This window comes from Roseovarius sp. B08 (genome assembly GCF_051417955.1).
Lineage (GTDB): Bacteria > Pseudomonadota > Alphaproteobacteria > Rhodobacterales > Rhodobacteraceae > Roseovarius.
The window spans coordinates 1,654,820-1,678,852 of record NZ_JBPRLW010000001.1 but is presented as its reverse complement, the minus strand read 5'-3'; the positions used below and the strand labels follow the sequence as shown (position 1 = coordinate 1,678,852).

At 63.9% G+C, this 24,033-nt stretch carries 25 protein-coding genes, 1 pseudogene and 1 riboswitch; of the genes and pseudogenes, 11 read left to right on the top strand and 15 right to left on the bottom strand.

The window, feature by feature from the left end:
* Positions 1-18 precede the first annotated feature (18 nt).
* Positions 19-579 carry a type 1 glutamine amidotransferase domain-containing protein gene (locus ACSQ76_RS08530; RefSeq protein WP_437156244.1) on the bottom strand — a complete coding sequence of 187 codons (561 nt, stop codon included), beginning with the start codon at positions 577-579 and terminating at the stop codon, positions 19-21.
* A 138-nt stretch (positions 580-717) separates the two neighbouring features.
* Here ACSQ76_RS08530 and purD point away from each other — a divergent pair, with 138 nt between their 5' ends.
* Positions 718-1,983 carry a phosphoribosylamine--glycine ligase gene (purD, locus tag ACSQ76_RS08525; RefSeq protein WP_437156243.1) on the top strand — a complete coding sequence of 422 codons (1,266 nt, stop codon included), beginning with the start codon at positions 718-720 and terminating at the stop codon, positions 1,981-1,983.
* A gap of 145 nt (positions 1,984-2,128) precedes the next feature.
* On the opposite strand, the gene ACSQ76_RS08520 is transcribed toward purD, so the two are convergent.
* Entirely contained in the window at positions 2,129-2,452 is a 324-nt protein-coding gene (locus ACSQ76_RS08520) for a 2Fe-2S iron-sulfur cluster-binding protein (protein WP_057793755.1), read from the bottom strand.
* A gap of 129 nt (positions 2,453-2,581) precedes the next feature.
* Between ACSQ76_RS08520 and ACSQ76_RS08515 the strand changes: the two genes are divergently transcribed.
* The 3 genes from ACSQ76_RS08515 (at position 2,582) to ACSQ76_RS08505 (ending at position 4,266) form a co-directional block, all read left to right on the top strand.
* Positions 2,582-2,977 (top strand): OB-fold nucleic acid binding domain-containing protein, encoded by a 396-nt coding sequence (locus ACSQ76_RS08515; protein ID WP_306129687.1) that lies wholly within the window; start codon positions 2,582-2,584, stop codon positions 2,975-2,977.
* A 208-nt stretch (positions 2,978-3,185) separates the two neighbouring features.
* Positions 3,186-3,545 carry a peptidoglycan-binding domain-containing protein gene (locus ACSQ76_RS08510; RefSeq protein ID WP_437156242.1) on the top strand — a complete coding sequence of 120 codons (360 nt, stop codon included), beginning with the start codon at positions 3,186-3,188 and terminating at the stop codon, positions 3,543-3,545.
* Positions 3,546-3,603: 58 nt separating this feature from the next.
* Positions 3,604-4,266 carry a hypothetical protein gene (locus tag ACSQ76_RS08505; protein ID WP_437156241.1) on the top strand — a complete coding sequence of 221 codons (663 nt, stop codon included), beginning with the start codon at positions 3,604-3,606 and terminating at the stop codon, positions 4,264-4,266.
* A 31-nt stretch (positions 4,267-4,297) separates the two neighbouring features.
* Here ACSQ76_RS08505 and ACSQ76_RS08500 read toward each other — a convergent pair whose 3' ends face one another.
* The 6 genes from ACSQ76_RS08500 to ACSQ76_RS08475 form a co-directional block, all read right to left on the bottom strand.
* On the bottom strand, positions 4,298-5,167 hold the full coding sequence (locus tag ACSQ76_RS08500) for a hypothetical protein (RefSeq protein ID WP_437156240.1): 870 nt from the start codon (positions 5,165-5,167) through the stop codon (positions 4,298-4,300).
* Between the two features lie 78 nt (positions 5,168-5,245).
* Positions 5,246-6,592, bottom strand: a complete 1,347-nt coding sequence (locus ACSQ76_RS08495; protein WP_437156239.1) for a glycosyl hydrolase family 28-related protein — start codon at positions 6,590-6,592, stop codon at positions 5,246-5,248.
* 206 nt (positions 6,593-6,798) lie between these two features.
* Positions 6,799-7,863 (bottom strand): Mrp/NBP35 family ATP-binding protein, encoded by a 1,065-nt coding sequence (locus tag ACSQ76_RS08490; RefSeq protein ID WP_437156238.1) that lies wholly within the window; start codon positions 7,861-7,863, stop codon positions 6,799-6,801.
* A 522-nt stretch (positions 7,864-8,385) separates the two neighbouring features.
* Positions 8,386-8,658: a hypothetical protein gene (locus tag ACSQ76_RS08485; RefSeq protein ID WP_437156237.1), complete on the bottom strand. Its 273-nt coding sequence runs from the start codon at positions 8,656-8,658 to the stop codon at positions 8,386-8,388.
* Between the two features lie 106 nt (positions 8,659-8,764).
* A riboswitch (cobalamin riboswitch) is annotated at positions 8,765-8,953 on the bottom strand.
* Positions 8,954-9,018: 65 nt separating this feature from the next.
* Positions 9,019-9,300, bottom strand: coding sequence for a GNAT family N-acetyltransferase (locus tag ACSQ76_RS08480; protein ID WP_437156236.1), 282 nt, complete (start codon positions 9,298-9,300; stop codon positions 9,019-9,021).
* A 139-nt stretch (positions 9,301-9,439) separates the two neighbouring features.
* Positions 9,440-10,189 carry a YebC/PmpR family DNA-binding transcriptional regulator gene (locus ACSQ76_RS08475; protein ID WP_437156235.1) on the bottom strand — a complete coding sequence of 250 codons (750 nt, stop codon included), beginning with the start codon at positions 10,187-10,189 and terminating at the stop codon, positions 9,440-9,442.
* Between the two features lie 158 nt (positions 10,190-10,347).
* Here ACSQ76_RS08475 and ACSQ76_RS08470 point away from each other — a divergent pair, with 158 nt between their 5' ends.
* On the top strand, positions 10,348-12,120 hold the full coding sequence (locus ACSQ76_RS08470; protein ID WP_437156234.1) for an SLC13 family permease: 1,773 nt from the start codon (positions 10,348-10,350) through the stop codon (positions 12,118-12,120).
* A 10-nt stretch (positions 12,121-12,130) separates the two neighbouring features.
* Here ACSQ76_RS08470 and ACSQ76_RS08465 read toward each other — a convergent pair whose 3' ends face one another.
* Positions 12,131-12,616 carry a transglycosylase SLT domain-containing protein gene (locus ACSQ76_RS08465; RefSeq protein WP_437156233.1) on the bottom strand — a complete coding sequence of 162 codons (486 nt, stop codon included), beginning with the start codon at positions 12,614-12,616 and terminating at the stop codon, positions 12,131-12,133.
* Positions 12,617-12,857: 241 nt separating this feature from the next.
* Here ACSQ76_RS08465 and ACSQ76_RS08460 point away from each other — a divergent pair, with 241 nt between their 5' ends.
* Positions 12,858-13,145 carry a hypothetical protein gene (locus tag ACSQ76_RS08460; RefSeq protein ID WP_306129696.1) on the top strand — a complete coding sequence of 96 codons (288 nt, stop codon included), beginning with the start codon at positions 12,858-12,860 and terminating at the stop codon, positions 13,143-13,145.
* A gap of 234 nt (positions 13,146-13,379) precedes the next feature.
* Here the strand turns inward: ACSQ76_RS08460 and ACSQ76_RS08455 are convergent.
* The 6 genes and pseudogenes from ACSQ76_RS08455 to mgtE form a co-directional block, all read right to left on the bottom strand.
* Positions 13,380-15,157: pseudogene (locus ACSQ76_RS08455) on the bottom strand (SLC13 family permease).
* Positions 15,157-16,113 (bottom strand): DMT family transporter, encoded by a 957-nt coding sequence (locus ACSQ76_RS08450; RefSeq protein ID WP_437156232.1) that lies wholly within the window; start codon positions 16,111-16,113, stop codon positions 15,157-15,159. Before ACSQ76_RS08450 ends, ACSQ76_RS08455 begins: the two are co-directional and overlap by 1 nt.
* Entirely contained in the window at positions 16,110-16,922 is an 813-nt protein-coding gene (locus tag ACSQ76_RS08445) for a TIGR00282 family metallophosphoesterase (protein WP_437156231.1), read from the bottom strand. Before ACSQ76_RS08445 ends, ACSQ76_RS08450 begins: the two co-directional genes overlap by 4 nt.
* 105 nt (positions 16,923-17,027) lie before the next feature.
* Positions 17,028-17,501, bottom strand: a complete 474-nt coding sequence (locus tag ACSQ76_RS08440) for an OsmC family protein (RefSeq protein WP_306129700.1) — start codon at positions 17,499-17,501, stop codon at positions 17,028-17,030.
* Positions 17,502-17,580: 79 nt separating this feature from the next.
* Complete coding sequence (locus ACSQ76_RS08435; protein WP_437156230.1) at positions 17,581-18,138, bottom strand: 5-formyltetrahydrofolate cyclo-ligase; 558 nt, start codon at positions 18,136-18,138, stop codon at positions 17,581-17,583.
* Complete coding sequence (gene mgtE / locus ACSQ76_RS08430) at positions 18,135-19,571, bottom strand: magnesium transporter (protein WP_306129702.1); 1,437 nt, start codon at positions 19,569-19,571, stop codon at positions 18,135-18,137. The genes ACSQ76_RS08435 and mgtE overlap by 4 nt, the downstream gene beginning before the upstream one ends.
* A gap of 129 nt (positions 19,572-19,700) precedes the next feature.
* Here mgtE and guaD point away from each other — a divergent pair, with 129 nt between their 5' ends.
* The 5 genes from guaD (at position 19,701) to ACSQ76_RS08405 (ending at position 23,955) form a co-directional block, all read left to right on the top strand.
* Positions 19,701-20,987 (top strand): guanine deaminase, encoded by a 1,287-nt coding sequence (gene guaD, locus ACSQ76_RS08425; protein ID WP_437156229.1) that lies wholly within the window; start codon positions 19,701-19,703, stop codon positions 20,985-20,987.
* Between the two features lie 261 nt (positions 20,988-21,248).
* Positions 21,249-22,439 (top strand): tyrosine-type recombinase/integrase, encoded by a 1,191-nt coding sequence (locus ACSQ76_RS08420; RefSeq protein WP_437156228.1) that lies wholly within the window; start codon positions 21,249-21,251, stop codon positions 22,437-22,439.
* A complete protein-coding gene (locus tag ACSQ76_RS08415; RefSeq protein ID WP_437156227.1) occupies positions 22,436-23,155 on the top strand; it encodes a hypothetical protein in 720 nt (239 codons plus the stop codon). Before ACSQ76_RS08420 ends, ACSQ76_RS08415 begins: the two co-directional genes overlap by 4 nt.
* Before the next feature lie 126 nt (positions 23,156-23,281).
* Positions 23,282-23,461, top strand: coding sequence for a helix-turn-helix transcriptional regulator (locus ACSQ76_RS08410; protein ID WP_437156226.1), 180 nt, complete (start codon positions 23,282-23,284; stop codon positions 23,459-23,461).
* A gap of 104 nt (positions 23,462-23,565) precedes the next feature.
* A complete protein-coding gene (locus tag ACSQ76_RS08405) occupies positions 23,566-23,955 on the top strand; it encodes a hypothetical protein (RefSeq protein WP_437156225.1) in 390 nt (129 codons plus the stop codon).
* Positions 23,956-24,033: the final 78 nt, after the last annotated feature.

The window sequence follows — 24,033 nt, the reverse complement described above, 5'->3', positions numbered from 1 at the left end:
CCGCCCCGGTTGGAAAGGTCAGGCCGCGCGGCTTTCGTGACGACCTTCGCAGATTTCCTCGATCATCTTGCCGCAGAAGTTGGGCAGGTCTCCCGGATTGCGGCTTGTGACCACGCCCTGATCGACGACGACCGGGCTGTCTTCCCATTTCGCACCGGCATTTTCCATGTCCGTGCGAATCGAATGGTACGACGTCAGGTTCAGTCCCTTGGCGATGCCCGCCTCGGCCAACAGCCACGGCGCGTGGCAGATCGCAGCGATGGGCTTCTTGGCCTCGTAAATCGACTTGATGAACTCCACCGCGTTCTTGTCCGCGCGCAGGAGGTCCGGGTTGATCTGACCGCCGGGCAGAACCAGCGCGTCGTAATCACGTGGGCTGACCGCATCGAGTGTCTTGTCGACGGTGACCGACCGGCCCCAGTCATCTTCATCCCAGCCGCGGATCTCGCCCGCCTTCAGCGAAACGATATGCACCTCGGCGCCTTCGCTCAGCAGCGCATCGCGCGGCTTTTCCAGTTCCGATTGTTCATAGCCGTCAGTGGCCAGTATCGCGACTTTTCGGTTCGACAGTTTGGGCATTTCTGTTACTCCTTTATCACTCAAACACACTGTGCTTCCGCAACGCCCTGCGCGCTGATCCGTTCCAGCGGCAGGCGGTCGCTTGCCACCGGAAGGCACAGCGCTTAAGCACACGGCGAAATCCAACGGAGCGGTGCCATGAATATCCTCATTCTCGGCGGCGGCGGACGCGAACACGCGCTGGCCTGGGCGGTGATGCAGAACCCCAAATGCGACAAGCTGATCGTGGCGCCGGGCAATGCCGGAATCGCGCAGATTGCCGAATGCGCGGCGCTCGACATCGAAGACGGCGCGGCCGTGGTGAGTTTCTGCGAGGCGAACGCCATCGAGTTCATCATCATCGGCCCCGAGGCGCCGCTGGCTGCTGGCGTGGGTGATCGTCTGCGCGACGGGGGCTTTCTCGTCTTCGGCCCGTCCAAGGCGGCAGCCCAGCTCGAAGCCTCCAAGAGCTTCACCAAGGAGATCTGCGACGCCGCGAACGCCCCCACCGCCACGTATGGCCACTTCACCGAGGCGCAGGCAGCCAAGGACTATGTCACGGGCCAGGGCGCGCCCATCGTCGTCAAGGCCGACGGTCTGGCCGCCGGAAAGGGCGTGATCATCGCCCAGACCGTGGACGAGGCGCACGCCGCCATCGACGACATGTTCGGCGGCAGCTTCGGCAGCGCCGGCGCCGAGGTGGTGATCGAGGAATTCATGGACGGCGAAGAGGCGTCGTTCTTCGTGCTCTGCGATGGCCAGACGGCCCTGCCCATCGGCACCGCGCAGGATCACAAGCGCGTCGGCGAAGGCGACACCGGCCCCAATACCGGCGGCATGGGCGCCTATTCTCCCGCGCCCGTCCTGACCGATGCGGTGGCTGAAAAGGCACTGGACGAGATAATCCGCCCCACCCTGCGCATCATGGCCGAGCGCGACATGCCCTACCAGGGCGTGCTCTATGCCGGGCTGATGATCAAGGACGGCCAGCCCCGGCTGGTGGAATACAACGTGCGGTTCGGCGACCCCGAATGCCAGGTCCTGATGCTGCGCCTCGGGGCACAGGCGCTGGACCTGATGCAGGCGGCCGCCGAAGAGCGCCTGCACCAGGTCGAGGCCACCTGGGCCGACGATCACGCGCTGACCGTGGTTATGGCCGCCCAAGGCTATCCTGGCGCCTATGAGAAAGGCAGTGCTATCAAAGGGTTGGACGACTGCATTGAGGACAGCTTTCACATGGTGTTCCACGCCGGCACAGGCGAAAAGGACGGTCGGATCACCGCAACCGGCGGACGGGTCCTGAACGTCACGGCGCGGGGTGATACGCTACGGGAAGCGGCCGACCGGGCTTACGGGATGATCGACCGGATCGACTGGCCCGAGGGGTTCTGCCGGCGCGATATCGGGTGGCGGGCGCTGGATTGAGGTTCGAACCGCGCCAAGCGCAATCCGACCGATGCGGGGGCCGGCCCCGCACGCGGGTTCAAGCGGGGGCCAGCCCCCGCACGCGGGTTCAAGCGGGGGCCAACCCCGCACCCCCAGGATATTTATGGCCAGAAGAAGAGGCGGGTCAGATCTGCTTTTCGGGCATCTGTACGACAAGGCCGTCCAGCGCGTCGCTGACCTTCAGCTGACAGGTGAGGCGCGAGCGCTCGGGATCCGGCTCGAACGCGAAGTCCAGCATGTCCTCTTCCATGTCGTCCTTCGCCGGCAGCTTCTCGACCCAGGCCGGATCGACATAGACATGGCAAGTCGAACAGGCGCAGGCGCCACCGCAATCGGCCTCGATGCCGGGAATGTTGTTGTCGCGCGCGCCTTCCATCACGGTCAGGCCGTTGGCGACCTCCACCTCGTGCTTGGTGCCGTTATGTTCGATATAGGTAATCTTCGCCATGTAACCGGGCTCCCGTCGCTTGCGTCTTTCTAGGGTTCCTAGCCGCGCCATTTAGGCGATACCAGTCCCATTTGCGACATCATCGGGAAAAGAGTTGCTTAAAATCCTGTATGTTCTATTTTTGTTCTCATGAAGGTTCTATCCGCCGCCACGCCCCATGACTGGCCTCGCCCGCCTGCGGCGCTGGTCGCTGTGCGTCTGGGCGATCCGCCCGACGGCGCACGTGTGACGGTGGCGGGGCTGGTCATTCTGCGCCAGCGCCCCGGCACCGCCAAGGGCGTGATCTTTCTCACGCTCGAGGACGAGACCGGCGTGGTCAACGTCGTGGTCTGGCGCGCGCTTTACGAAAAGTTCCGCCGTGCCGTCATCGCCGGGCGGCTGTTGCGCATCACCGGGCGCATTCAGCGGCAATCGGGCGTGGTGCACGTCGTCGCCGAGGAGGTCGAGGATATCTCCCCCCTGCTCGACCGACTGCTGGACTGCACCGGCGACAGCATGCTTCCCCAAGCGCATGAAACCGGTTAAGATGCTGCAAAACACGCCTGAAAAGGCACGAGCAGATGATACGATCGACCCTGATTGCCCCTTGCGCTCTGCTGGCGCTGACCGCCTGTGGAGACATCCCCGGTGGCAGCGCCGACCCCGACGCGGTGCAGCGGTTGAACACGCCCCCCCCGGTGCGAAGCCCGGAACCTGCTGGGCCCAGGATACCTCGCCTGCGGTCGTGGAAACCGTGACCGAGCAGATTCTCGTGACCCCCGCCGAGGTAGCCGATGACGGCACCGTGACGCGTCCTGCCAGCTACCGGACGGAAACTTCGCAGAAAATCGTGCAGGAACGGCGCGTGACCCGGTTCCGGGTCCCCTGCCGCGCCGAGATGACTCCCGAATTCAATGCCTCGGTTCAGCGTGCGCTCAAGGCGCGCGGGCTTTATCACGGGCCAATCAACGGCGAGATGGATCGCCGTACCCGCGCCGCCATCCGCAGCTTCCAAAAACCGCAGGGATTCGATTCCGATATCCTGTCCGTGGCCGGTGCACGTCAGCTCGGCCTGGTCGCAGTCGCCCTCGACACGTCGGACAGCCCGGAATGACCGGTTTCCGTTAACCGGGCGTTTACCAATTTTAATCACTCTGAACGCGTGAGGTGCCATGCCGCTCAAACGCGTCGTCATTCCCGTTCTGCTAATCGCCACTGCCGCGCCGGCTCTGGCCGGACCGTGGTTGCGCGGCGAGGACAAGACCTTCCTGAGTTACTCCATCGAGACGGATCTTGAGAACGGCATTTCCGATGGCAGCGGATTCTACGGCTCGCTTTATGCCGAGCACGGCCTGACAAACCGCCTGACCCTGGGCCTCGACGCCGGCGCGCATGACCAAGACATGTCCAAGGCCATCACATTTCTTCGCTGGCCCATCGGCGCCGCCGACCGCCGCACACGCATTGCCGCCGAATTCGGCCTCGGGATGGCGCGGGAAACCTTCGCGCTGCGCCCCGGGATCGGTGTCGGCCGCGGGGTCGAGATCGGGGACTTGCCCGGCTGGATCAGCATCGACAGTCGCGCCGTCATTTACGGCAGTTTCGATGGTGTGCTGGAAACCGACATCACCTTCGGCCTCAACCCAAGTCCTAGGGCCAAGATCATCCTGCAATTGCAAACCGGCATTCCGACCGAGAGCGATCCCTACGCCAAGCTCGCGCCGTCCTATGTCCACCGGATCGCCCCGGGCCATCACGTCGAGGTCGGGCTGGTCGCCGGGGTGGCAGATGCCGATGATTTCAAGCTGAAGATCGGCATCTGGCACCAGTTCTGAGCCGTTTCGCGAAACGCTTATGGCCCGCAGGTCAGATCAGATCGTCGATCCGGACCCGCATCGTGACCGTTCCACTGACCGCTTTTTCCCAACGCAGATTGACCTGGTCCTTGTTCGGCCCTTCCTTGCCGTCGTAGTAGGGAATGCCAAAGTAGGCTGTTCCGCCCGCATCTCGGATCGCCCCCTCGGGCACGATCGCCTCGACCGTCTGGGCCCAGGCCTCGAATGGCAGCTTGGGATGCGGCGCCACCACCCAGGTCTTCTGTGCGCTGGCTTCGGTGTGTTGCATCACCAGCGGGTTCTCCACCTGGATATTGACATTGAAATAGGCGTTGTTCTCGAACCGGATATTGCGGAACCGCTCGAAGTTCAGCGTCGCAAAGCTGGTGTCGATACCCTCGAACCGGTCGATCGGCCCGTCGATCAGCCGCACCGTGTTGCCAGTCACCGTCAGCCCGTTGATGAAATGCCCGAGGCCATAGGGCTTGATCGAAAGGAAATTGAACGACGGCGCGGTGCTCTGGCTCAGGAACACGTTGCTGGTGATCGACAGCGCGCTGAACGAGAACTCGCTCGAGAAATCAGGCGCCTCGTCATATTCGTTGGTCCACTCGATCGACCCGTCGCAGATATAGTTGCCGGTCAACGTGCCCCGGTTGTTCGTCCGCGCCAAAACGAAGATCGCGCTGCGCGGACCCGGATCGGCGCTGTCACCCTGGAAGCAGTGGTTGCCGATGATCACGCTGGACGAACCGGCAAGGATCGCGAAATGCCGGAAGAAGTTGCAGCGGCAGTTGCGGATCTTGATGTCGTTGCCGTTGCAATTGACGCCGATCGTGGTTCGGTCCGGCACCAGCAGCGGGCTTTCCCGCGACAGAAACTGGCAGCGGTCGATCATCATGCCCTGGTCCCCCTCGCCGTGGCTGGTGATGCCCCGGTCGCGCGGCTGGGTGAAAAAGCAATCCCGGAAATGGATCGCCTATCCTGCGGGCGGCAGCAGCACGGCACTGCAATCGCCGCCGCACTGGAATTCGATATTGGACACCGCGAATTTGGAAATCTGGTCGAAGCCGCTGAAATCCCACATGTATTTGAAGCGCCTGAAGGTGTAGTTCTGCGTGCCTTCCGCATCGTAAAGCGGCTGGCTCAGCGTCACGGTCTGGGCGCCCACGTTCTTGGCACGCACGTAAACCTCGCGCCCCACCCCGTTGCCGGTCACCAGGGACCCCACCTGGATGTTGGCCACGTTGGCCACGCTGGTCAGCCGCTTGTTGTCACCGGCGCTGTACGTGGCCTGCGAGGTGACGGTATCCGTGTCCCAGTTCGGCCCCGGAAACACCGAGAACTGCGCGTTCTTGATCAGGTGCCGCGTCTTGTAGGTTGTGCGGTTCGGCACGGCGGCCTGCATGTCCACGGGTTCGCGCAGGGCCACCTTGCGCCCTTTCATGTCCAGCTCTACATGTCCCGGGTTGTTCAGCAGCGCCTGATAGGCTTTCTTGAACGCCATCTCGGTATCGCCACCGAACGCATCGACATACTTGGAAAAGTCGAAATCGTTGACCAGTTCGAAGATCTTGTCGACGGGCATGGTCACTTCCCCCTCGAAGCTGACCTTGCTCTGCATGGTCAGGCTGTCGGCAAGATAGTAGGTGCCCGCCGGCACGAGCACCGTGCGCCCGTTGGCTGCAGCGTCTGCCGCCTCGAAGGCCGGCAGATCATTGGTGCTGCCATCGCCAAGCGCGCCGTAATCGCGCACATCGACCATGCCGACGATGTCGCGCAGGAAAAAATTCGTCGCATCCTCGATGCGGATATCGTCGATGCGCACCACACCGCCATTCGGCCCGGTCAGGTCGATGCCGAAATGCCCGTAAAGCGGCCCGGTTCCCCAGACCATGTCGACGCCGCCACGCTCACCGCTGCCGACGACGGCCGTGACCTCGACCACCTCGCCATAGGTCGTCAGCGCAACACTCGGCCCCACTTCGGTCAGGCCTGTCACGTGGGCACCTCCCGCGCCCCCGGCCCAGCCGGCGATCCGCACGTTGGGCAGGTTGCCGGACACCGCCTTCACCCGCGCGGTGATCTGCAGGTAACAGCCGGGCAGGATCGGCGTCTCGCCCATGTAGCGCAGCCTCTGCGTGCCCTGGACCTTCTGGACCTCCAGCGCGCCGCCGAAATCCTGGTCGGCGGGGACGAAGGCGGCATTGGCGGCGCCATCATATGTGTCCGACCCCGGCGTGCCGTTCTCGCTCGACCAGACATCAAGCCCGTTCGCGAAGGCCGGCGGCATGAAGACGATGCCATCGGTAATTGCCTTGTTCATGAATTTCCCTTTCCGCGCCGGGGGCCGTCCCCCAGGCGTCACGTGATTGCCAGCCATAGGCGCGAAACGGACCGCACCCGGGCTCAGGGAAATATCAACGAGGGGTTAATGGAGGATCAGGACACCGTGACGGTGGGGCTGCGGGCGCAACGCAGGTAAGGTGGGTAACACCCACCATTCCCGGCATGTCCCATGAACGAAAGGCGCTACGCCATCCCGCCCTGCACCAGCCTGTCCGCAAGCCGCGCATAGGCCTCCGCCACCGCACCGTCCCCCAGCGCGACAGGCCGGCCCGCGTCGCCGCCCAACCGGGTTTCCAGATCTATCGGCAAGGCGCCCAACAGGGGCAGGCCCAGCCGTTCGGCCTCCTGCGCCACGCCACCATGGCCAAAGATCGCCGCCTCGTACCCGCATTGCGGGCAGTGGAACATCGACATGTTCTCGATCAGGCCAAGCACCGGCGTCTTAAGCGTGTTGAACATGTCGATCGCCTTGCGCGCATCCAGAAGCGCCACATCCTGCGGCGTCGACACCACCAGCGCGCCGGTGGGCGCCGCCCTCTGGCACAGGGTCAGTTGCACGTCCCCCGTCCCCGGCGGCAGATCCACCAGCAGCACGTCCAGATCACCCCAGTCCACCTGGCTCATCATCTGTTGCAGCGCGCCCATGAGCATCGGTCCCCGCCAGACAACGGCGCGGTCCTCCTCGATCATCAGCCCGATGGACATCATCTTGACGCCATGCGCCTCCAGAGGTGTCAGGATCTTGCCGTCCGGGCTGCTGGCCCGCTCGGTCACGCCCATCATCCTTGGCAGGCTCGGCCCGTGAATATCGGCGTCGAGCAGGCCCACGCGCCGCCCCGCCCGCGCCAACGCCACCGCTAGGTTCGACGCCATGGTCGACTTGCCCACGCCCCCCTTGCCGGACGCCACCGCAAGAATCGACTTTACCCCGCCCGGCCGGATCGAGGCGCTGCCGCCTTCGGGATGCCGCCCGACCTTCAGCGTGGGCGCGGGGGCCTCGGCCGCCTCCGCCGTCAGCGCAACCTGAGCCGAACGCACCCCCTCGACGGAAAGCGCCGCGCGCTCGGCGGCGGCCCTCAGCGGCTCCATCTGGCGGGCCATTTCGGCACTCGGCGCCTCCAGCACGAATCGCACTTCGCCGTTTTCAATGCGCATCGCACGCACCATGTCACGGGATATGACATTGCCACCGTCCGGAAGTTCCAGCCGTTCCAGCTGCGTACGCACATTGTCGAGTATTTCTGTCATGCCCGGTCTCCATGCATTCTCGACACCGAAAGTGGCATTTTTGAACGCGGGCACAACCCCCGTCTCAAACCCGCACAAAAATCCATCAAACAGATGAAAATAAAAGTAAAAATTATACTATTCCTCTATGCGCTTCCTGCATAGCTGCATTGCAGCAAAATCCATTGTGCAGGCGCAGCATATCGCTATCTTTAACCCAACAGCGAACGAGACGGCCACCGCGCCAAACGCTCGCTAAAACAATCAGGTGCCGCTCCTCCCGTTTGGTACCTGTTCGGGATACCGCCTCTCCTCCCTTGTGCGGTCCCGGCAATACCCGGGCTCGATACGAGCCCTACTGAACGAACGGTCCCTTCCTCCTCCCTGGGACCCGACGTAAAGAACGGCGGCGCCTCTCCTCCTCCCTGGCGTCGCCGTTTTTTCTTTCCCCCAACACGATCCTCCACATCGCCGGTCGTTAACCGCCTTCGCCCCGGACAAGCCCTGCCTCGCCAAGCCGCAGAGCCAGCCGGTCTGGTGATGTCAGTGCACCATTCGGCCCGCCCGCCCGCGCCGCCAGCGGGTCATCGGCGCGGCCTGCCCCGCCTCTTCCAGCACATCCACGAACGCACGCGCCGCCGCGCTGCCGGCGTTTTGCACGGCCGGCTCGGACAAGGCCTCGTGCACCACCCGGGCTGTCACGGCACCCGGATAGGCAAATACCCATTCCAGAAACCCCAGCCGCGCAATTGCCTCGGCCTCGGCGCCCGTGGCACCGCTGCGTTCCAGTCCATCCATGATCGGTGTCAGGCTCATCTTTTCTGCTCTTCCTCCGGCCACACCCCGGGCCGGCATGGGGCGAAGGAAAGCCGTGCGAGGACCGGTCTTTCCCGGTCCACCGCCCGCACCGCCCCCCCGCGGTTCGACGTCATACCCAAAGGCTGGTTTCCGGGCTTGGCGGGGGTGCGGATACGCGCGCCTTCCCGGGGCGTCGCGCCCCAGTGGCCATCTGCGGTATCCCCCATCCTTACCGTTGCGGGGGCAGCGCCGGACTTGCACCGGCTTCCCAATTCTCCGCGACCTGCGCGGCACCTTCGGGAGTCTCAATGTGCCGCCAACCGAACGCTGACGCAACCCGCGATTGCGACCTTGAACGTCCCGGCGCCGACATCTGCCTCAGGCCAAAACGTCCGCCCACTCGGGATGTCTGCGAAACTGCGCCGCGGCAAAGGGACAAAGCGGCGTTATCTTCTTGCCCGCCGCACGGGCATCCTCCACCGCCCGTGTCACCAGCGCCACTCCCACCCCCTGGCCGCGATAGGCCTCCGGCACGCCGGTGTGGTCGATGATGATGGCGTTGCTCCCAAGCTTGGAATAGGTCAGTTCGGCCTCCGGTCCATCGTCGATCCGGGTCACGTAGCGCCCCTTGCTCTCTTCGTCTTCATGGTCGATCTGCATGTGTATCTCCTGTGGCTGAGCACAGGATGCCGCACCGCGGCACAAAGGTCCACGATGTTGCGCATCACAGCCCGACCTCCCCCCGAACGAAAAGCGGCGCCCGCAACGGGCGCCGCTCAAAGCCGGTCCTGTGAACGGATCACTCCGCCGCAAGCTGGTCCATCACCGCGTCGCTGGCCTCGAAATTCGTCGTGACGTTCTGCACGTCGTCATCGTCTTCCAGCGCGTCGATCAGCTTCATCAGCTTCTGCATGCCTTCCAGGTCGAGTTCGGTCGTGGTCGTCGGACGCCAGGCCAGCTTGGTCTCCTCGCTCTCGCCCAGCTCCGCCTCCAGCGCGGTCGAGACATCGTTCAGGTCCGTGTCCGCACACCAGATCACATGCCCGTCCTCGCCCGATTCCACGTCCTCGGCCCCGGCCTCGATCGCGGCCATCATCACCGTGTCGCCGTCACCCGCATCCGGAGGGTAGGTCACCTGCCCCTTGCGCTCGAACATGAACCCGACAGAGCCCGTCTCACCCAGGTTCCCGCCATGCTTGGTAAAGGTCGAACGCACCGTGCTGGCGGTCCGGTTGCGGTTGTCGGTCATCGCCTCGACGATCACCGCCACGCCGTTGGGCCCATAGCCCTCGTACCGGATTTCCTCGTAATCCTCGCCCTCGCCCGCGACCGATTTCTTGATCGCCCGGTCGATATTGTCGTTGGGCATCGACTGCGACTTGGCCTGCTTGACCGCCAGCCGCAAACGCGGGTTCTTGTCGGGGTCCGGATCGCCCATCTTGGCGGCGATCGTGATCTCTTTCGACAGCTTGGAAAAGAGCTTCGCCCGCTGGGCATCCTGACGGCCCTTGCGGTGCTGGATATTGGCCCATTTTGAGTGGCCGGCCATGACATGCCTCCGATGACATTCGTGAAGTTCACGCCTCTATAAATCAGGCGCAGGCCCCTGTGCAATCCCGCCAATCGCCTGTTGCGCGCCGACGTCTTGACGGTACGCTGTCCGGCACAAGGCGCGGCCCGCGCCGCCGCACAAGACAGGCAGCGCTCATGACCCAGGACCAGATCATCCTCTTCACCCTCTTCGGCGGCGTCTTCGCGCTCCTGCTCTGGGGGCGCTACCGCTATGATATCGTGGCCTTCGGGGCGCTGCTGATCGGCGTGGTGGTGGGGGTGGTGCCGGTCGACGCTGCCTTCTCCGGCTTCGGCCACCCAGCGACAATCATCGTGGCGCTGGTCCTGGTTGTCTCGGCGGGGCTGGTGCGCTCCGGCGCGGTCTTCCTCATCACCCGCACGCTGGTCGACAGCTCGCGCAGCCTTGGCGCGCACATCACCATAATGGGCGGCATCGGCGGCGTGCTCTCGGCCTTCATGAACAATGTCGCCGCCCTCGCTCTGCTGATGCCAGTCGACGTGCAGACCGCCCGCAAGGCGAAACGCTCTCCGGGTCTCAGCCTCATGCCCCTGTCGTTCGCCACCATCCTTGGCGGCATGGCCACGCTGATCGGCACACCACCGAACATCATCATCGCCGGCATCCGGGAGGACGCATTGGGTACACCTTTCTCGATGTTCGATTTCGCCCCGGTCGGCGCCGTCACCGCGCTTGCAGGTCTCGTCTTCGTCGCCGTCATTGGCTGGCGGCTCATACCGGCTCGCGACGACAGCGCCCTACACGCCGCCGAATTGGCCGATTACCTCGCCGAATTGACGATCCCCGAGGACAGCGCCCAGATCGGCAAACGCCTCGCCGAACTTCAGGAGGATGCCGACAGCAACGACGTCGCCCTTCTCGGCCTGGTCCGCGACGGCAAACGACGTTATGGCCGGGCACGCAACACCATCCTGCAGGCCGGCGACGCGCTGGTGATCGAGGCCACCCCCGACGCGCTCGACGAGTTTCGCTCCGCGCTCTCGCTCGCCTTTTCGGACTCCACGCGCGAGGACAAGCTCCGCGCTGCCGGTGAAGGGCTCGACATGATCGAGGTCGTGGTACCCCGCGACGCCCGCATCGCCGGTCGCACGGCACAGTCCGTGGGCCTCAACTGGCGTCAACGGTCGGTGCTGATGGGCATTTCCCGTCGCGGCCGCCAGATTCGCGATCAGGTCCGCAAGACCACGATCCAGCCGGGCGATATCCTGCTTCTGCTGGTGCCGCATGAAACCGGCTCGGACGTGACCGAGTGGCTTGGCTGCCTGCCGCTGGCCGAGCGGGGCCTGAAAGTCACGCAGGACCGCAAGACGTGGGCCGCCATCGGCCTCTTCGCCGCGGCCGTCGCCGCAGCCAGCTTCGGGCTCATCTACCTGCCCATCGCGCTGGGACTTGTTGTCATGGCCTACGTGCTGACCCGCATCGTGCCACCCTCGGAACTCTATACACATATCGAATGGCCGGTCGTGGTGCTGCTCGGCTCGATGATCCCCCTCGGTGCCGCGCTGGAAGAGGCCGGCGGCACCGCCCTTATCGCCGGCGCGCTCGTGGACCTGACCCAGGGGCTGCCCGCCTGGGCGATCCTGACCGTGCTGATGGTGGTCACGATGACCCTCTCGGACGTGCTCAACAACACCGCTACCACCATCGTCGCGGCGCCGGTGGGCATCCAGATGGCAAACGCGCTGGACGTTTCGCCCGACCCGTTCCTGATGGCTGTCGCGGTGGCGGCTTCCTCGGCCTTCCTCACGCCCATAGGGCACAAGAACAACACGCTGATCCTCGGCCCCGGCGGCTATGCCTTCGGCGATTACTGGCGCATGGGCCTGCCCTTGGAGATCATCGTGGTCGCCGTGTCCGTCCCGGCGATCCTGGTCTTCTGGCCGCTCTGAACGGTGCGCCTCAGCGGCAGTGCCGCGCGATCTCGCGCTCGCGCAGGCCGGTCTCGACCAGCAGGCACTTGTCCCGCGCAGCATAGTAATAGCCTTGCGCGTACCACATCACCGCATCGGGCTCGCTGCCGTCCGAGACCAGCCACGCACCGCGCAGGTACTTCACCGCATATTTCAAGTTTGTCTCGGGATTCAGCAGGTCGTTCGCCTGCCCCTGGAACCCCATGCCCCGCGCCGTGGCAGGCAGGATCTGCATCATTCCCCAGTAGGGTCCATTGCGGGCCTTGGGACGGTAGTCACTCTCGCGCTGCACCACCCGGTGCACCAGCGACCTCGGAACCTCGTAGTCATCGGCATACTGGTTGATCAAGGCCCGGATCTGCGGCGTCTCGTTGGGGTAAAGCGGTGGGTTGTGCCGCGTCGGCGGCTCCGGAGCCTCCTTTGCACTGCACCCCGCCACCATGCAAATCAGCATCAAGGTCATTATACGCCGCATCACGGTATCCCTCGTTGTTTCGAGGTTTTTTCCCCAAGCCGCCAATTCAGGCAAGCGTCTTGGCATCCGACGCGCGAAAATCCGCCCGAAACCGCGTTCGCCCCGCAAAATTTCGCGCCTTGCATCTTGACGCAGGGGAAGTCTCATCCGATCTTCGCCGCATCCGGGTGCGAGGCTCCGCCCGGCGGCTACAAGGCGCGGGGTCGCGCCAAGAGTGCTTTCCTCCCCTGGATATACAGACATGCGCATCATCATCGCAACGGCCCTCGCCGCGTTCGCGGCCCTTCCCGCCTTCGCCGACCAGACCCAAGGCAACGTGGTCTCCTTCGACCGCGACACCGGCGTTCTCGTCCTCTCCGACAAGACGGTGTGGTACATTCCCGGCGACATCGCTCTGCCCACCGACCTCGCCGCTGGCGACCGGCTTCAGTTCGACTACGACACCGCCGGCGAGGATGGCCTGACCAAGATCCACGCGGTCACACGCGTCGCCATGGCCGCGACGCAAGGCACGCGCGGCGGCAGCTGAGAGCTTGGCCGCGTTGCGATAGGCGGGCGGGGCCTTTCCGCCCCGTCACCTTACCGAGTGGCCGGAGGCGATCGTGCTGCAGGGCAAGTGCCGATCGCGGCAACCGAAGAACACGGCAAGACCCGTTTGGCGCGCCGCGCCAACGGTCCTGTCGACCGCCGCAACCTGCAGCCTGCGGGAGAAATCCTGCCGGCTTTCACATTCTCCAAAAATATTCGGAATTCTGACGCCACCTCACAGCGGCCAGATGAACGGGATCAGCGCACTGGCCAACAGACCCACGCTCAGGTTCAGCGGCACGCCCACCTTCAGAAAATCGGTAAACTTGTATCCCCCTGGGCCGTAGACCAGCGTGTTGGTCTGGTACCCGATGGGCGTGGCAAAGCTGGCCGAAGCCGCAACCATCACCGCCACCACCAGCGCCCGGGCGTCGATCCCCATCGCATCCGCCAGCCCGATGGCAATGGGCGTCACCACCACGGCGACCGCGTTGTTGCTCACCAGCTCCGTCAGGATCGAGGTCAGAAGATAGATCGCCCAGACGATCAGGAACGGCGGCAAGGCGGACAGCGCCGGCGCCACCGCGTTCACGATCAGCCGCACCGCGCCAGACGCATCCAGCGCCGCCCCGATGGCCAGCATCGAGAAGATCAGCGCCAGCAGCCGCCCATCGACAAAGGAAAACGCCTCCTCCGCGTCGATGCAGCGCGACAACAGCACCACCGCCAGCGCGATCACCGTCAGCGCCAGGATCGGTGCCACGCCCATCGCCGCCAGGATCACGATCCCCGCCATCGCCGCCAGCGCCACCGGCGCGTGGCCGCGCCGGAATGCCTTGGCCGAGGGCTGGCTGACGTCCACCAGGTCCATCTCGCCCGCCAGCCGCTTGATATCCTCCGGCGCGCCTTCCAGCAGCAGCGTATCGCCCACCCGCACGATCAGGTCATCGAGCTGCCGGCCGATATTCTGGTTCCGCCGATGCACCGCCAGCGGATAAACCCCGAACCGCCGACGCAGGCGCAACGAGCCCAGGCTCCGCCCCACCATCTTGCAGCCCGGCGTGATCAGCACTTCCACCGTCGTCGTCTCCACCTGTGACACCTGGTCGACGCGCTTCAGTTCCTTGTTGCGTTGCAGGCTCAGAAGCTCGGTCATCTGGGTGCGCAGTACCACCCGGTCGCCCACCTGCAACTCGACCCCTGCAGGTTGCGCCGCAGCGAGATGTCGCCGCGCACCACGTCCACCAGCCGCACGCCTTCCCGCTTGAAGAGCTGCACACCGGTCACCTCGCGGCCGATCAGGTTGCTGTCGGGCGGGATCACCGCCTCGGTAAAGAACTTCATCTTCGAGCGGTCCGACAGCATGTCCGCCATGCTCTCGCGCTCCGGCAACAGACGCGGCGCGATGAAATAAAGGTAGAACGCCCCCCAGGCCACAAGGCACAGCGCCAGCGGCGTCACCTCGAAAATCCCGAACGGTGCCATCCCCTGCGCCCGCGCCACCCCGTCGACCAGCAGGTTCGTCGAGGTTCCGATCAGCGTCAGCGTGCCGCCCAAAATTGCAGCGTAACTCAACGGAATCAACATCTTCGAGGCAGTTACCCCCAGGGTCCGCGCCAGTTGCACGAAAATCGGGATCATTACCACCACCACTGGCGTGTTGTTCATGAAGGCCGAGCCGAATACGACAAAGGCCATCAGCATCCCGATCGCCAGCTTCGGGTTCACCTTGGCCTGCCGGTCCGCCACCGTGGTGAACGCCTCCAGCGCCCCGGTGCGCACCAGCGCTCCCATCACCACGAACATCCCCGCGATGGTCCAGGGCGCGGGGTTCGACAGCACTTCAAGGCCCGCGCCGTAGGGCAGCACCCCCAGCGCCAGCAGCACGGCCGCCCCGCTCAGCGCCACCACCTCGGTGGGATAGGTCTCCCGGATGAACAGCACGAACATCACCGCGACCACACCGAGGGCCACCCAAGGCTGGGCGCCCTGCGAAAGTTCCATGAATTGCATCAGCTCTGCCTGTCCCGATCCGATGTCATGCCGTGTCCGGCATTCTCATCTATCACGCGCCCCGGCACAAGAACCCGCGCCGCCCGGGGTTGCACCAGGAACATGCCCAGCATCATCACCCCCAGCGCCAGCCAGACCCATATCGAATAGCTTTCCCCCAACAGCGCCATCGACCATAGCACGCCCGCCGCCGTCACCATGTACGAGGTCTGCGCCGAAAAGACCGAGCCGGCGTGGCCTACCATCCAGACGTAAGAGGCATAGACCAGCGCGTGCAGCGCCGCCGCCCCCACCAGCGCCAGCTCCGGCACGCCCACGCCTTCCAGCGGGTTGATCCACTGCCCGGTGCCCACCGCGATGGGCAGCGCCACGACCGACCCGATCATTGACGCCCCGATGATCACCTGCATCGGGTCCAGTCCCTGCGTGCCCCATTTCGCCACCAGGTTGCCCTCGGTCGCATAAAGCGCGGGCGCGCACAGCGCCACCAGCACGAACAGCGCCGAGGTCCCAGTCGGCAGGCTCGCCTCCGGCCCCACCAGCAGTACGATGCCGCCCAGCCCCAGCATCACCCCCCAAAGCCGCTGCCACTCGAAGCGTTCGTTGCCCATCAGCACCGCGATCGGCAGCGAGAACATGGCGACCGAGGCGATCACGATCGACATGACGCCGCCCGAAAGCTGCGCGGCAGCGGTGTAAAAGAAGATATCCGGCAATACCGCACCGCACAGCGCCACCATCACGAACAGCCGCAGGTAACGCCGCGCGAACACGACCCTACGCCCCCGCAACAGTGTCACCGCGCCCAGGCAGAAAACCACGATGGTCAGTTGCCAGAAGATCAGGCCAAAGGGCTGATGCCCCGTGCTCACCGCGATCTTGCTCAGCGGGATCGACAGGCCCCACCCCAGCCCCATGGCAACAAGAGCGGCGTAAAGCCCAAGCGTCCGCTTCATGGAGCGCTGGCCGCCAGCCGCCCGCCTTCACGGACCATCTCCACCTTCGTTGCCTTGCCGGTGGCGTCATCGGTTTCCACGTAAAGCCCGCACAGCGTCACCTCGCCCATGGCCGGCGCGAAGCGCTCCTTGCCCATGCCGGTCACGAAACGCCGCATCGGCTCGGTCTTCTCCATCCCGATCACGCTCAGATAATCGCCGCACATGCCCGCGTCCGACTGGAACGCGGTGCCGCCCGGCAGGATCTGCGCGTCAGCGGTGGGCACATGGGTATGGCTGCCCACGACGATGCTCGCCCGCCCGTCGCAGTAATGCCCCATGCCCATCTTCTCGCTGGTGGCCTCGCAGTGGATATCGATCAGGCTGGCCTGCACCGCGCCCCCCGGCACATGCGACCGCATCACGCTATCGACGGCACTGAAGGGGTCATCAAAGGCCCGCTTCATGAACACTTGCCCCAACACCTGCGCCACCATCACTTTTCGACCACGCGCATCGGAAAAGACCGCCGCACCGCGCCCCGGCGCGCCCTTGGCAAAGTTCAGAGGCCGCACGATCCGCGGCTCGCCTTCAATGTATTGCAGCATGTCCTTCTGGTCGAAGGCATGATCCCCCAGCGTCAGGCAATCCGCGCCCGCCTCCAGCAAATCCTTCGCATGCGCCCCGCTCAGGCCCATCCCGCCCGTGGCGTTCTCGCCGTTGACCACGACGAAATCCAGCTTCCATGCGTCGCGCAGGCCCTTCAAACGCTCCGCGACGGCCTGCCGCCCGGCCCGGCCCATCACGTCCCCAAGATACAAAATTCTCATGGCAAAACTGGTAGAGACACCGATTGCAAAGGGCAAGGGCCACCGATGCTCCCCCGCCGTCCCGGGCTTGACCCGGGACCTCCCAGCCACCGGCACCGCCCGGCCTCAGACCGCCATCACCTCATAGCGCGCCTCGTAGACAATCGGAAACGCCACCGACCGTGCCACGAAACAGACCTCGTGAATCCGCCCATGGATCGCATCCGCCGCGTCCAGATCCGTCCCCTCCGGTACGATGATCACCGGGCGCAGTACAGCCCGTGTGAAGCGCCCCTTGCCCGACGGCTCGACCTCCGCCTCGCCAAGGGGGTCGTCGACATATCCCTGCACGGCAATCCCCGCGTCACTGGCGTAATGCAAATACCACAGCATGTGACAGGCGCTTACAGTCGCCAGCAGCAGATCCTCGGGATTGTGCAGGACAGGGTCCCCGCCCAGCATCGGATCGTTCGAGCAAGCCACCATCGGCTTGCCTGGCGTCTCGATGTTCCACGTCCGGTCGTACCCCTTGTAGGTCCGGGTGCCATCGCCCCGGTTGCCGGTCCAGACCACCTTGGCGGTATAGTTATGGCTCCCCATGAGTGTCTCCTTCCGACAGACGCGCGAGCTATGCCCGCGATTACCAGTACCAAATCAAGACGCCGGGTAAGCGCGCACCTCAGAACGCAATCACCTCTTTTTCCGTCACCACCATGTCCAGCGGCTGATCCGTGGCCTCCAGCGGCAGCCCCTCGGCCTCCTGCGCCGCAAAGGCGAACCCGATGGCCAGCGTCGGCCGCCTGCTCCTGAGCAGTTCAAGCGTCCGGTCGTAGAACCCACCGCCATAGCCCAGACGCCCACCGATCCGGTCGAACGCCACCAATGGTACGATCAGGATTTCCGGCTCGAAGAAATCATCCACCTGAGGCACCTTTGCCCCGAACGGCCCGTCGCGCAGCGGGCCGCCCGGCTCCCAGCGTGAAAACTTCAGCGGCTTGCCCTCGCCTTCGATCACCGGCACACCGACGGGGCCATGCGCCGCCGCCTCGGCCATGGCCGGCAATGGGTCGATCTCGGTACGAATGGGCATGTACCCCGCCAACGGCACGCCCCGATACCCGGCCAGCACGCCGGACAAAAGGCCCGCACCGGCTCCACCCGCCGCGTCGAACGCAGCCTTGCGCCGCGCAAACGCCGCCTTTCGCGCCGCCGCCTTCACCTCGGCCAGATCGCTCACAGCAGCACCACCGCCGCAAGGCCAAGGAATGCAAAAAAGCCGACCACATCCGTCACTGTCGTCACGAACGCGCCCGAGGCCAGCGCCGGGTCCACGCCCACCCGGTCAAGCACGACCGGAATGACCGTGCCCGCCAACCCGGCCATCACCAGGTTGATCACCATCGCCGCGCCTATGACATAGCCCAGTTCCGGACCGCCAAACCACAGCACGCCCACGATTCCCATCACCACGGCAAAGATCACCCCGTTGACCAGCCCCACAAGCACCTCGCGCCGGATGAACCGCCACACGTTCGATCCCGTAAGGTCCTTCGTCGCGATCGCCCGCACCGCCACGGTCAGGCTCTGCGTGCCCGCATTGCCGCCCATCGACGCCACGATCGGCATCAAAACCGCCAGCGCCACGATCTGCGCGATCGCCGCCTCGAACTGCGCGATCACCAGGGACGCCAGGATCGCCGTCACCAGGTTCACCGCCAGCCACGGGAACCGCCGCTTCGTCGTGCTGATCACCCGGTCGCTCAAGCTGCCTTCCTCGCTCACACCGGCCAGCCGCAGGATGTCTTCCTCGTGTTCCTCGTCCAGCACCGCCATGGCATCGTCGATGGTGATCACGCCCACCAGCCGCTCGTCCTCGTCCACCACGGGCGCGGAAATCAGGTGATACTGGTTGAACGCGTACGCGACGTCGCCCTCGTACTGCTCGGCGGGGATGACGTGAAACGTGTCCTCCACCAACGAGCTCAGCATCACCTCGCGCCGCGACGCCATCAGCTTGCCCAGGGTCACGTTGCCCACGGGTTTCAGCCGCGGGTCCACCAGCACGATGTGATAGAACTGGTCCGGCAGGTCGTCCTGGTTGCGCAGGTAATCGATCGCCTCGCCCACGTTCCAGTGCTCGGGCGCCATCACCACCTCGCGCTGCATCAGGCGCCCGGCGGAGTACTCGGGGTAACTCAGCGACTGCTGCACCAGCGTCCGGTCGCTGTCCTCCAGCACGCCCAGGATCGCCGCGGCCCGCTCTTCCTCCAGATCCTCGACCAGGTCGACCACGTCGTCCGATTCCAGGTCGCGCACCGCGTTGGTCAGAACCTCCGGCGCCAGGATCGAGATCACCTCCTCGCGGATCGACTCGTCCAGTTCCGTCAGCACGTCGCCCTCGAACTCGTGCCCGTAAAGCTCGATCAGCCGGCGGCGGTCGAAGGAATTGATCTGTTCCAGAAGGTCGGCGATGTCGGCGGGGTGGAACGGCTCCAGTTCCTGCCACAGCATCGCCTGGTCGCCGATATCAACCGCATACATTATCCGGCCGACGGATTTCTGATTCAGAACATAGGCGCTGTCCTCGCGCTCCGGTTCCCGCTCGGGTTCGGGGACCTGCACGGATTCGCGCTCATCGGTCACGTCGTCCTGCTGCTTTTCCTCGGTCATCGCGCGCTCCCCGGTTTCGGACTTTATGTAGGACAAAGCGCGGGCAAATCACAACGCGATATGCAGGATTTACGCCACCGTCCGCGACTTCTATCCTGCCGCCGACCGGCAGCAAGGACCCAGCCCCGCATGATCCCCCCGAGCATCCTGACCGGACAGGTCCTCTGCTTCACCCGATCCCCGCTCGAGGGTGACCCGGCCACCGCCGCCCGCATCGACGAGGCGGTCCTGATCGAGAACGGCCACATCACCCGCACCGGCGCCCTCTCCGAGCTGCGCGCCGCCGCCCCGCAGGCTAAAATCGAGCGCTACGATGGCCATCTCATCTCGTCCGGCTTCATCGACGCCCACGCGCACTACCCCCAGACCGGCATCATCGCCAGCTGGGGCAAACGCCTGCGCGACTGGCTGGAAACCTACACGTTTCCCGAGGAAATGCGCCTTGCCGATCCCGCCTATGCCCGCGATATCGCCAACCGCCACCTCGACCTGACACTGGCCAACGGCACCACCACCGTGGCCACGTTCTGCACCTCCCACGCCCACAGCGTGGACGCCTTCTGTCAGGCCGCGCAGACCCGCAACCTTCGCGCCGTGGCGGGCAAGACCTGCATGGACCGCAACGCGCCCGCCGCCCTGCTGGACACCGCCCAGTCGGGCCACGACGACAGCGCCAGGCTCATAGCCCGCTGGCACGGTACCGGCCGGCTCACCTACGCCATCACACCACGCTTCTCTCCCACCTCGACGCCCGACCAACTCGCCGCCCTCGGCGCGCTCTGGGCCGACCACCCCACCTGCCTTATGCAAACGCATCTATCAGAGCAGGTCGAAGAGATCGCTTGGGTCAAATCCCTCTACCCCGACGCCCGCGACTATCTGGACACCTACGAAATCCATGGCCTTCTCGGCGCCCGCGGCCCTCTACGGGCACGCCGTCCACCTCACCCCCGCGAGCGCGCCCGCCTGGCCGAGGTCGGCGCGGCGCTCATCCACTGCCCCACCTCCAACACCTTCATCGGCTCCGGGCTGTTCGACCTGGCCGCGCGCATCGCGGACGGCCACCGCGTGGGTCTTGCCACAGATACCGGCGGCGGCTCCTCATTTTCCATGCTCCGCACCATGGCGGCGGCCTACGAGATCGGCCAGCTGACCGGCATCGCCCTGCACCCCGCCCAGCTCTGGTGGCTGGCCACGGCGGGCAGCGCCGACGCCCTGCACATGTCAGACCGCATCGGCACCATCGCCCCGGGGATGGAGGCCGATCTCGTCGCAGTAAACCTCGCGTCCACTCCGGCAATTGCCCAGCGCGCGGACACCGCAGAGGATGTATGGCAGGCGCTATTTCCGACGATCATGATGGGCGACGACCGCGCCATCGCACAGGTCTGGATCATGGGAGAACCGCAATCGTAGGGTGGGGTTCAACCCCACCAATCCGACGCCAGCCGGTAAAGGAAATGCCTGGTTCTGAACCACCCCGGATTCAGCGCACCGCCCTGCCGCATCGCGGAAATTGGTGCGGGTGAAGGGCATTGAAATCCAATATCATGTAGTTTCACGCTGTATCAAGTTTCGCAGAAAATCCCTCTTTTATTAGGTTTCTCCGTATCAATCAGTTTCATGACGTCCCAAAATATACTATATGTTGAGGTGGATTAAGAAGGGGACAGAGACTTGCCCGCACAGCACAAACTCACAGCCAGCCAAGTCAAGCACGCGAAACCCGGCAAGCACTCCGATGGGGCCGGTCTATGGCTTCACAAGCGCGAGGATGGCGGCGCTCAGTGGGTGCTGCGGGTTACGGTCCACGGCAGACGCAGAGAGATGGGATTGGGGCGGCTGAGCGATGTCAGCCTGAAAGAAGCCCGCGATACTGCCGAGCGCTGGCGGGCCGTGGTGCGGGAGGGGAAGGATCCGATCAAGGAACGGGAACGCCTGCGCCGCGAAGCGATGCGTGAAGACCACACGCTTGCAACAGTTGCCGCAGAAGCGTTCGAAGCCCGCAAGGCACAGCTGAAAGGCGACGGCATAGCTGGCCGTTGGTTCAGTCCGCTGGAACTTCACGTGCTTCCCAAGCTGGGCAAGGTGCCGGTGGAGGACATTGACCAACGGGATATCAAGAACACCCTAGAACCGATTTGGCACTCCAAGGCCGACACGGCACAGAAGGCGCTCAACCGCTTGAACATCGTCCTCCAGCACGCCGCTGCGATGGGTTTGGACGTGGACATGCAAGCAACGCAGAAAGCCAAGGCGCTTCTGGGCAAGACACGACACAAACCGCAGCAAATACCGGCGATGCCATGGCAGGAGGTGCCCGCTTTCTATGAAAGTTTGTCGGACGGTACAGTTACGCACCTGGCACTTCGCTTGTTGATCCTCACGGGGCTGCGCTCCAGGCCTTTGCGCTTCTGCCGCCTGGAAGAAATTGAGGGCGATGTTTGGACGGTCCCTGCCGAGAAGATGAAATCCCAGAAGGACCAGGAACAAGAGTTTCGAGTGCCTTTGTCGAAGGAGGCGCTTGCGGTCATCGAGCAAGCCAAGCCCCTCGCCCGCGACGGCTATCTGTTCCCCAGTGTGCGCAAGGGCGTGATTTCCGACGCGACCATGAGTGCCTTCATGAAACGCCGAGGTTTGGATGCGCGTCCCCACGGATTCAGGTCAAGTTTAAGGACGTGGTGTGCCGAGGCAACGGATACGCCAGAGAACGTAGCCGAGGCGGCGCTTGCGCATGTCACCGGCAGCAAGGTTGCGCGGGCTTATCGACGAACGGATTTCCTTGAACAGCGGCGGGTCTTAATGGAACGATGGGCCGATCATGTGACCGGTGGGTCGGGCGATGTAGTCAGGATGGTGGGAAATTGAAGAAACCAGCGTCAGGTCAATCACTTAAGCTCGCCAGTGTTTCAGGCGATCCAAGCGGCTTTTGCCTCGAAGATTTCTCGAAAGTGATTCAATTTCACTTCCCTGATGAAGGAAACACAGAACGGTTCGAAATACTTGCGAGGGCAATCCAATCACACCACTTGACCTGGTTAATCGATCAGGAAGAAGAACGACGGCGCTTACGGGCAATTGAACAAGCCGCGCATACTTTATGGACGGAGTTCGATAATCTACCCGCACGCGTCAAGGGCGCAATGGAGTCCGGAACTAGTTACGACGCAGGAAGTATCGCAGCACTGCCATACCTCTTCAGGCAGGTGCTCTATGAATTGACGGGATCTGATCCTTGGGCTGGTGTCTCCGGTGAAAACTGCGCCGTCAAACCGCTGCCAGAAACAGATGGTGCCCTCAAAAGAGGAGCCAGAGCCCTTTCCGGCGAGCGGCCGGAGTCTGCTCAGCAAAGGGCCAGTAAAGCAAACGAAAAAATAAAGCTGGCGCGGCTTGCTGTCATGATTTGGGAGGAGTGCAGTGGTAAGACTGCGCCCCGAAGTCCATCCGAGTCATCTGCACGCGGCAGCTTTTATGCATTTCTTGATGATCTTATCGATTGGTCGGGCCTCAAATGGGGGAACAAGAAAGCATCCGTCAAGCGAGTAATGAGCGCTTATAACCGCGCGATTGCGAGGGACACCTAACAATCAAATTATTTAATCAGGTGTCCGTGATGGGGCAATTTGACCCCTCTAGGGTAACGCTGCACCCCATTGGTGAAGCGTGGCACAGTTGCAGGGGAAGCTTCACCCGATCCGAATAGGTGAAGCATGAATTACCTGAACCTAAACCAACTTTCAGAAAAGCTTGGCGGGCGCTCCCGCTCTTCGCTGTATCGCGACATTGAGCATGGCCGGATTCCGGAGCCGCTTCGTATCGGCGGGCGCTTGTATTGGATCGAAAGCCACGTCGATGAGGTGTTGACCAAGCAGCTTCAGGATGCCGCTTAAACGAAACCCCCACCCAAAGGATCGGGCAGGGGCGATATTCGTTTATGCAGCACATAAATAAATAGCGCATTCGGCCCGTTCCTTCAACCCAGAAGGAAACGAGCATGAACAAGAAAACAGAAGCTACGCCGCCCGAGAACACGCGTTGGATCATTTCGAGGCATGACCTGCCGCTCCGTCGAGGCGGTGCCTATTACGCGGTGCAACGTGCAGAGGGCACGCGTGAAACCCTAACGCTTAGCAATCGCAAAAGGCAGGTTCTGGATGCGCTGATGCGCAGCCCGATTTACTGCGCCAGCCCGGTTCGCCTCTCCGATATCGTTCTGCTTCTGCGGAATGAAAACGGGATCAATATCGAAACCGAATTCTTCCAAGAGAATGACGGTATCGAGAACACGCGCTTCGGCATCTACGTCCTTGTGGATCAGGTGCGTTACCTCGGCGAAGTCAGCACTGTCGCCAGTCCCGCTGCGGAAAGCGAGGTGGCGGCATGACCTCGCGCAAGATCCAGCTTCAGAGCCTACGCCGCCGTCATGGCCTGTCCTTCGCCCGAGCCGCGCTCATTGCAGCGC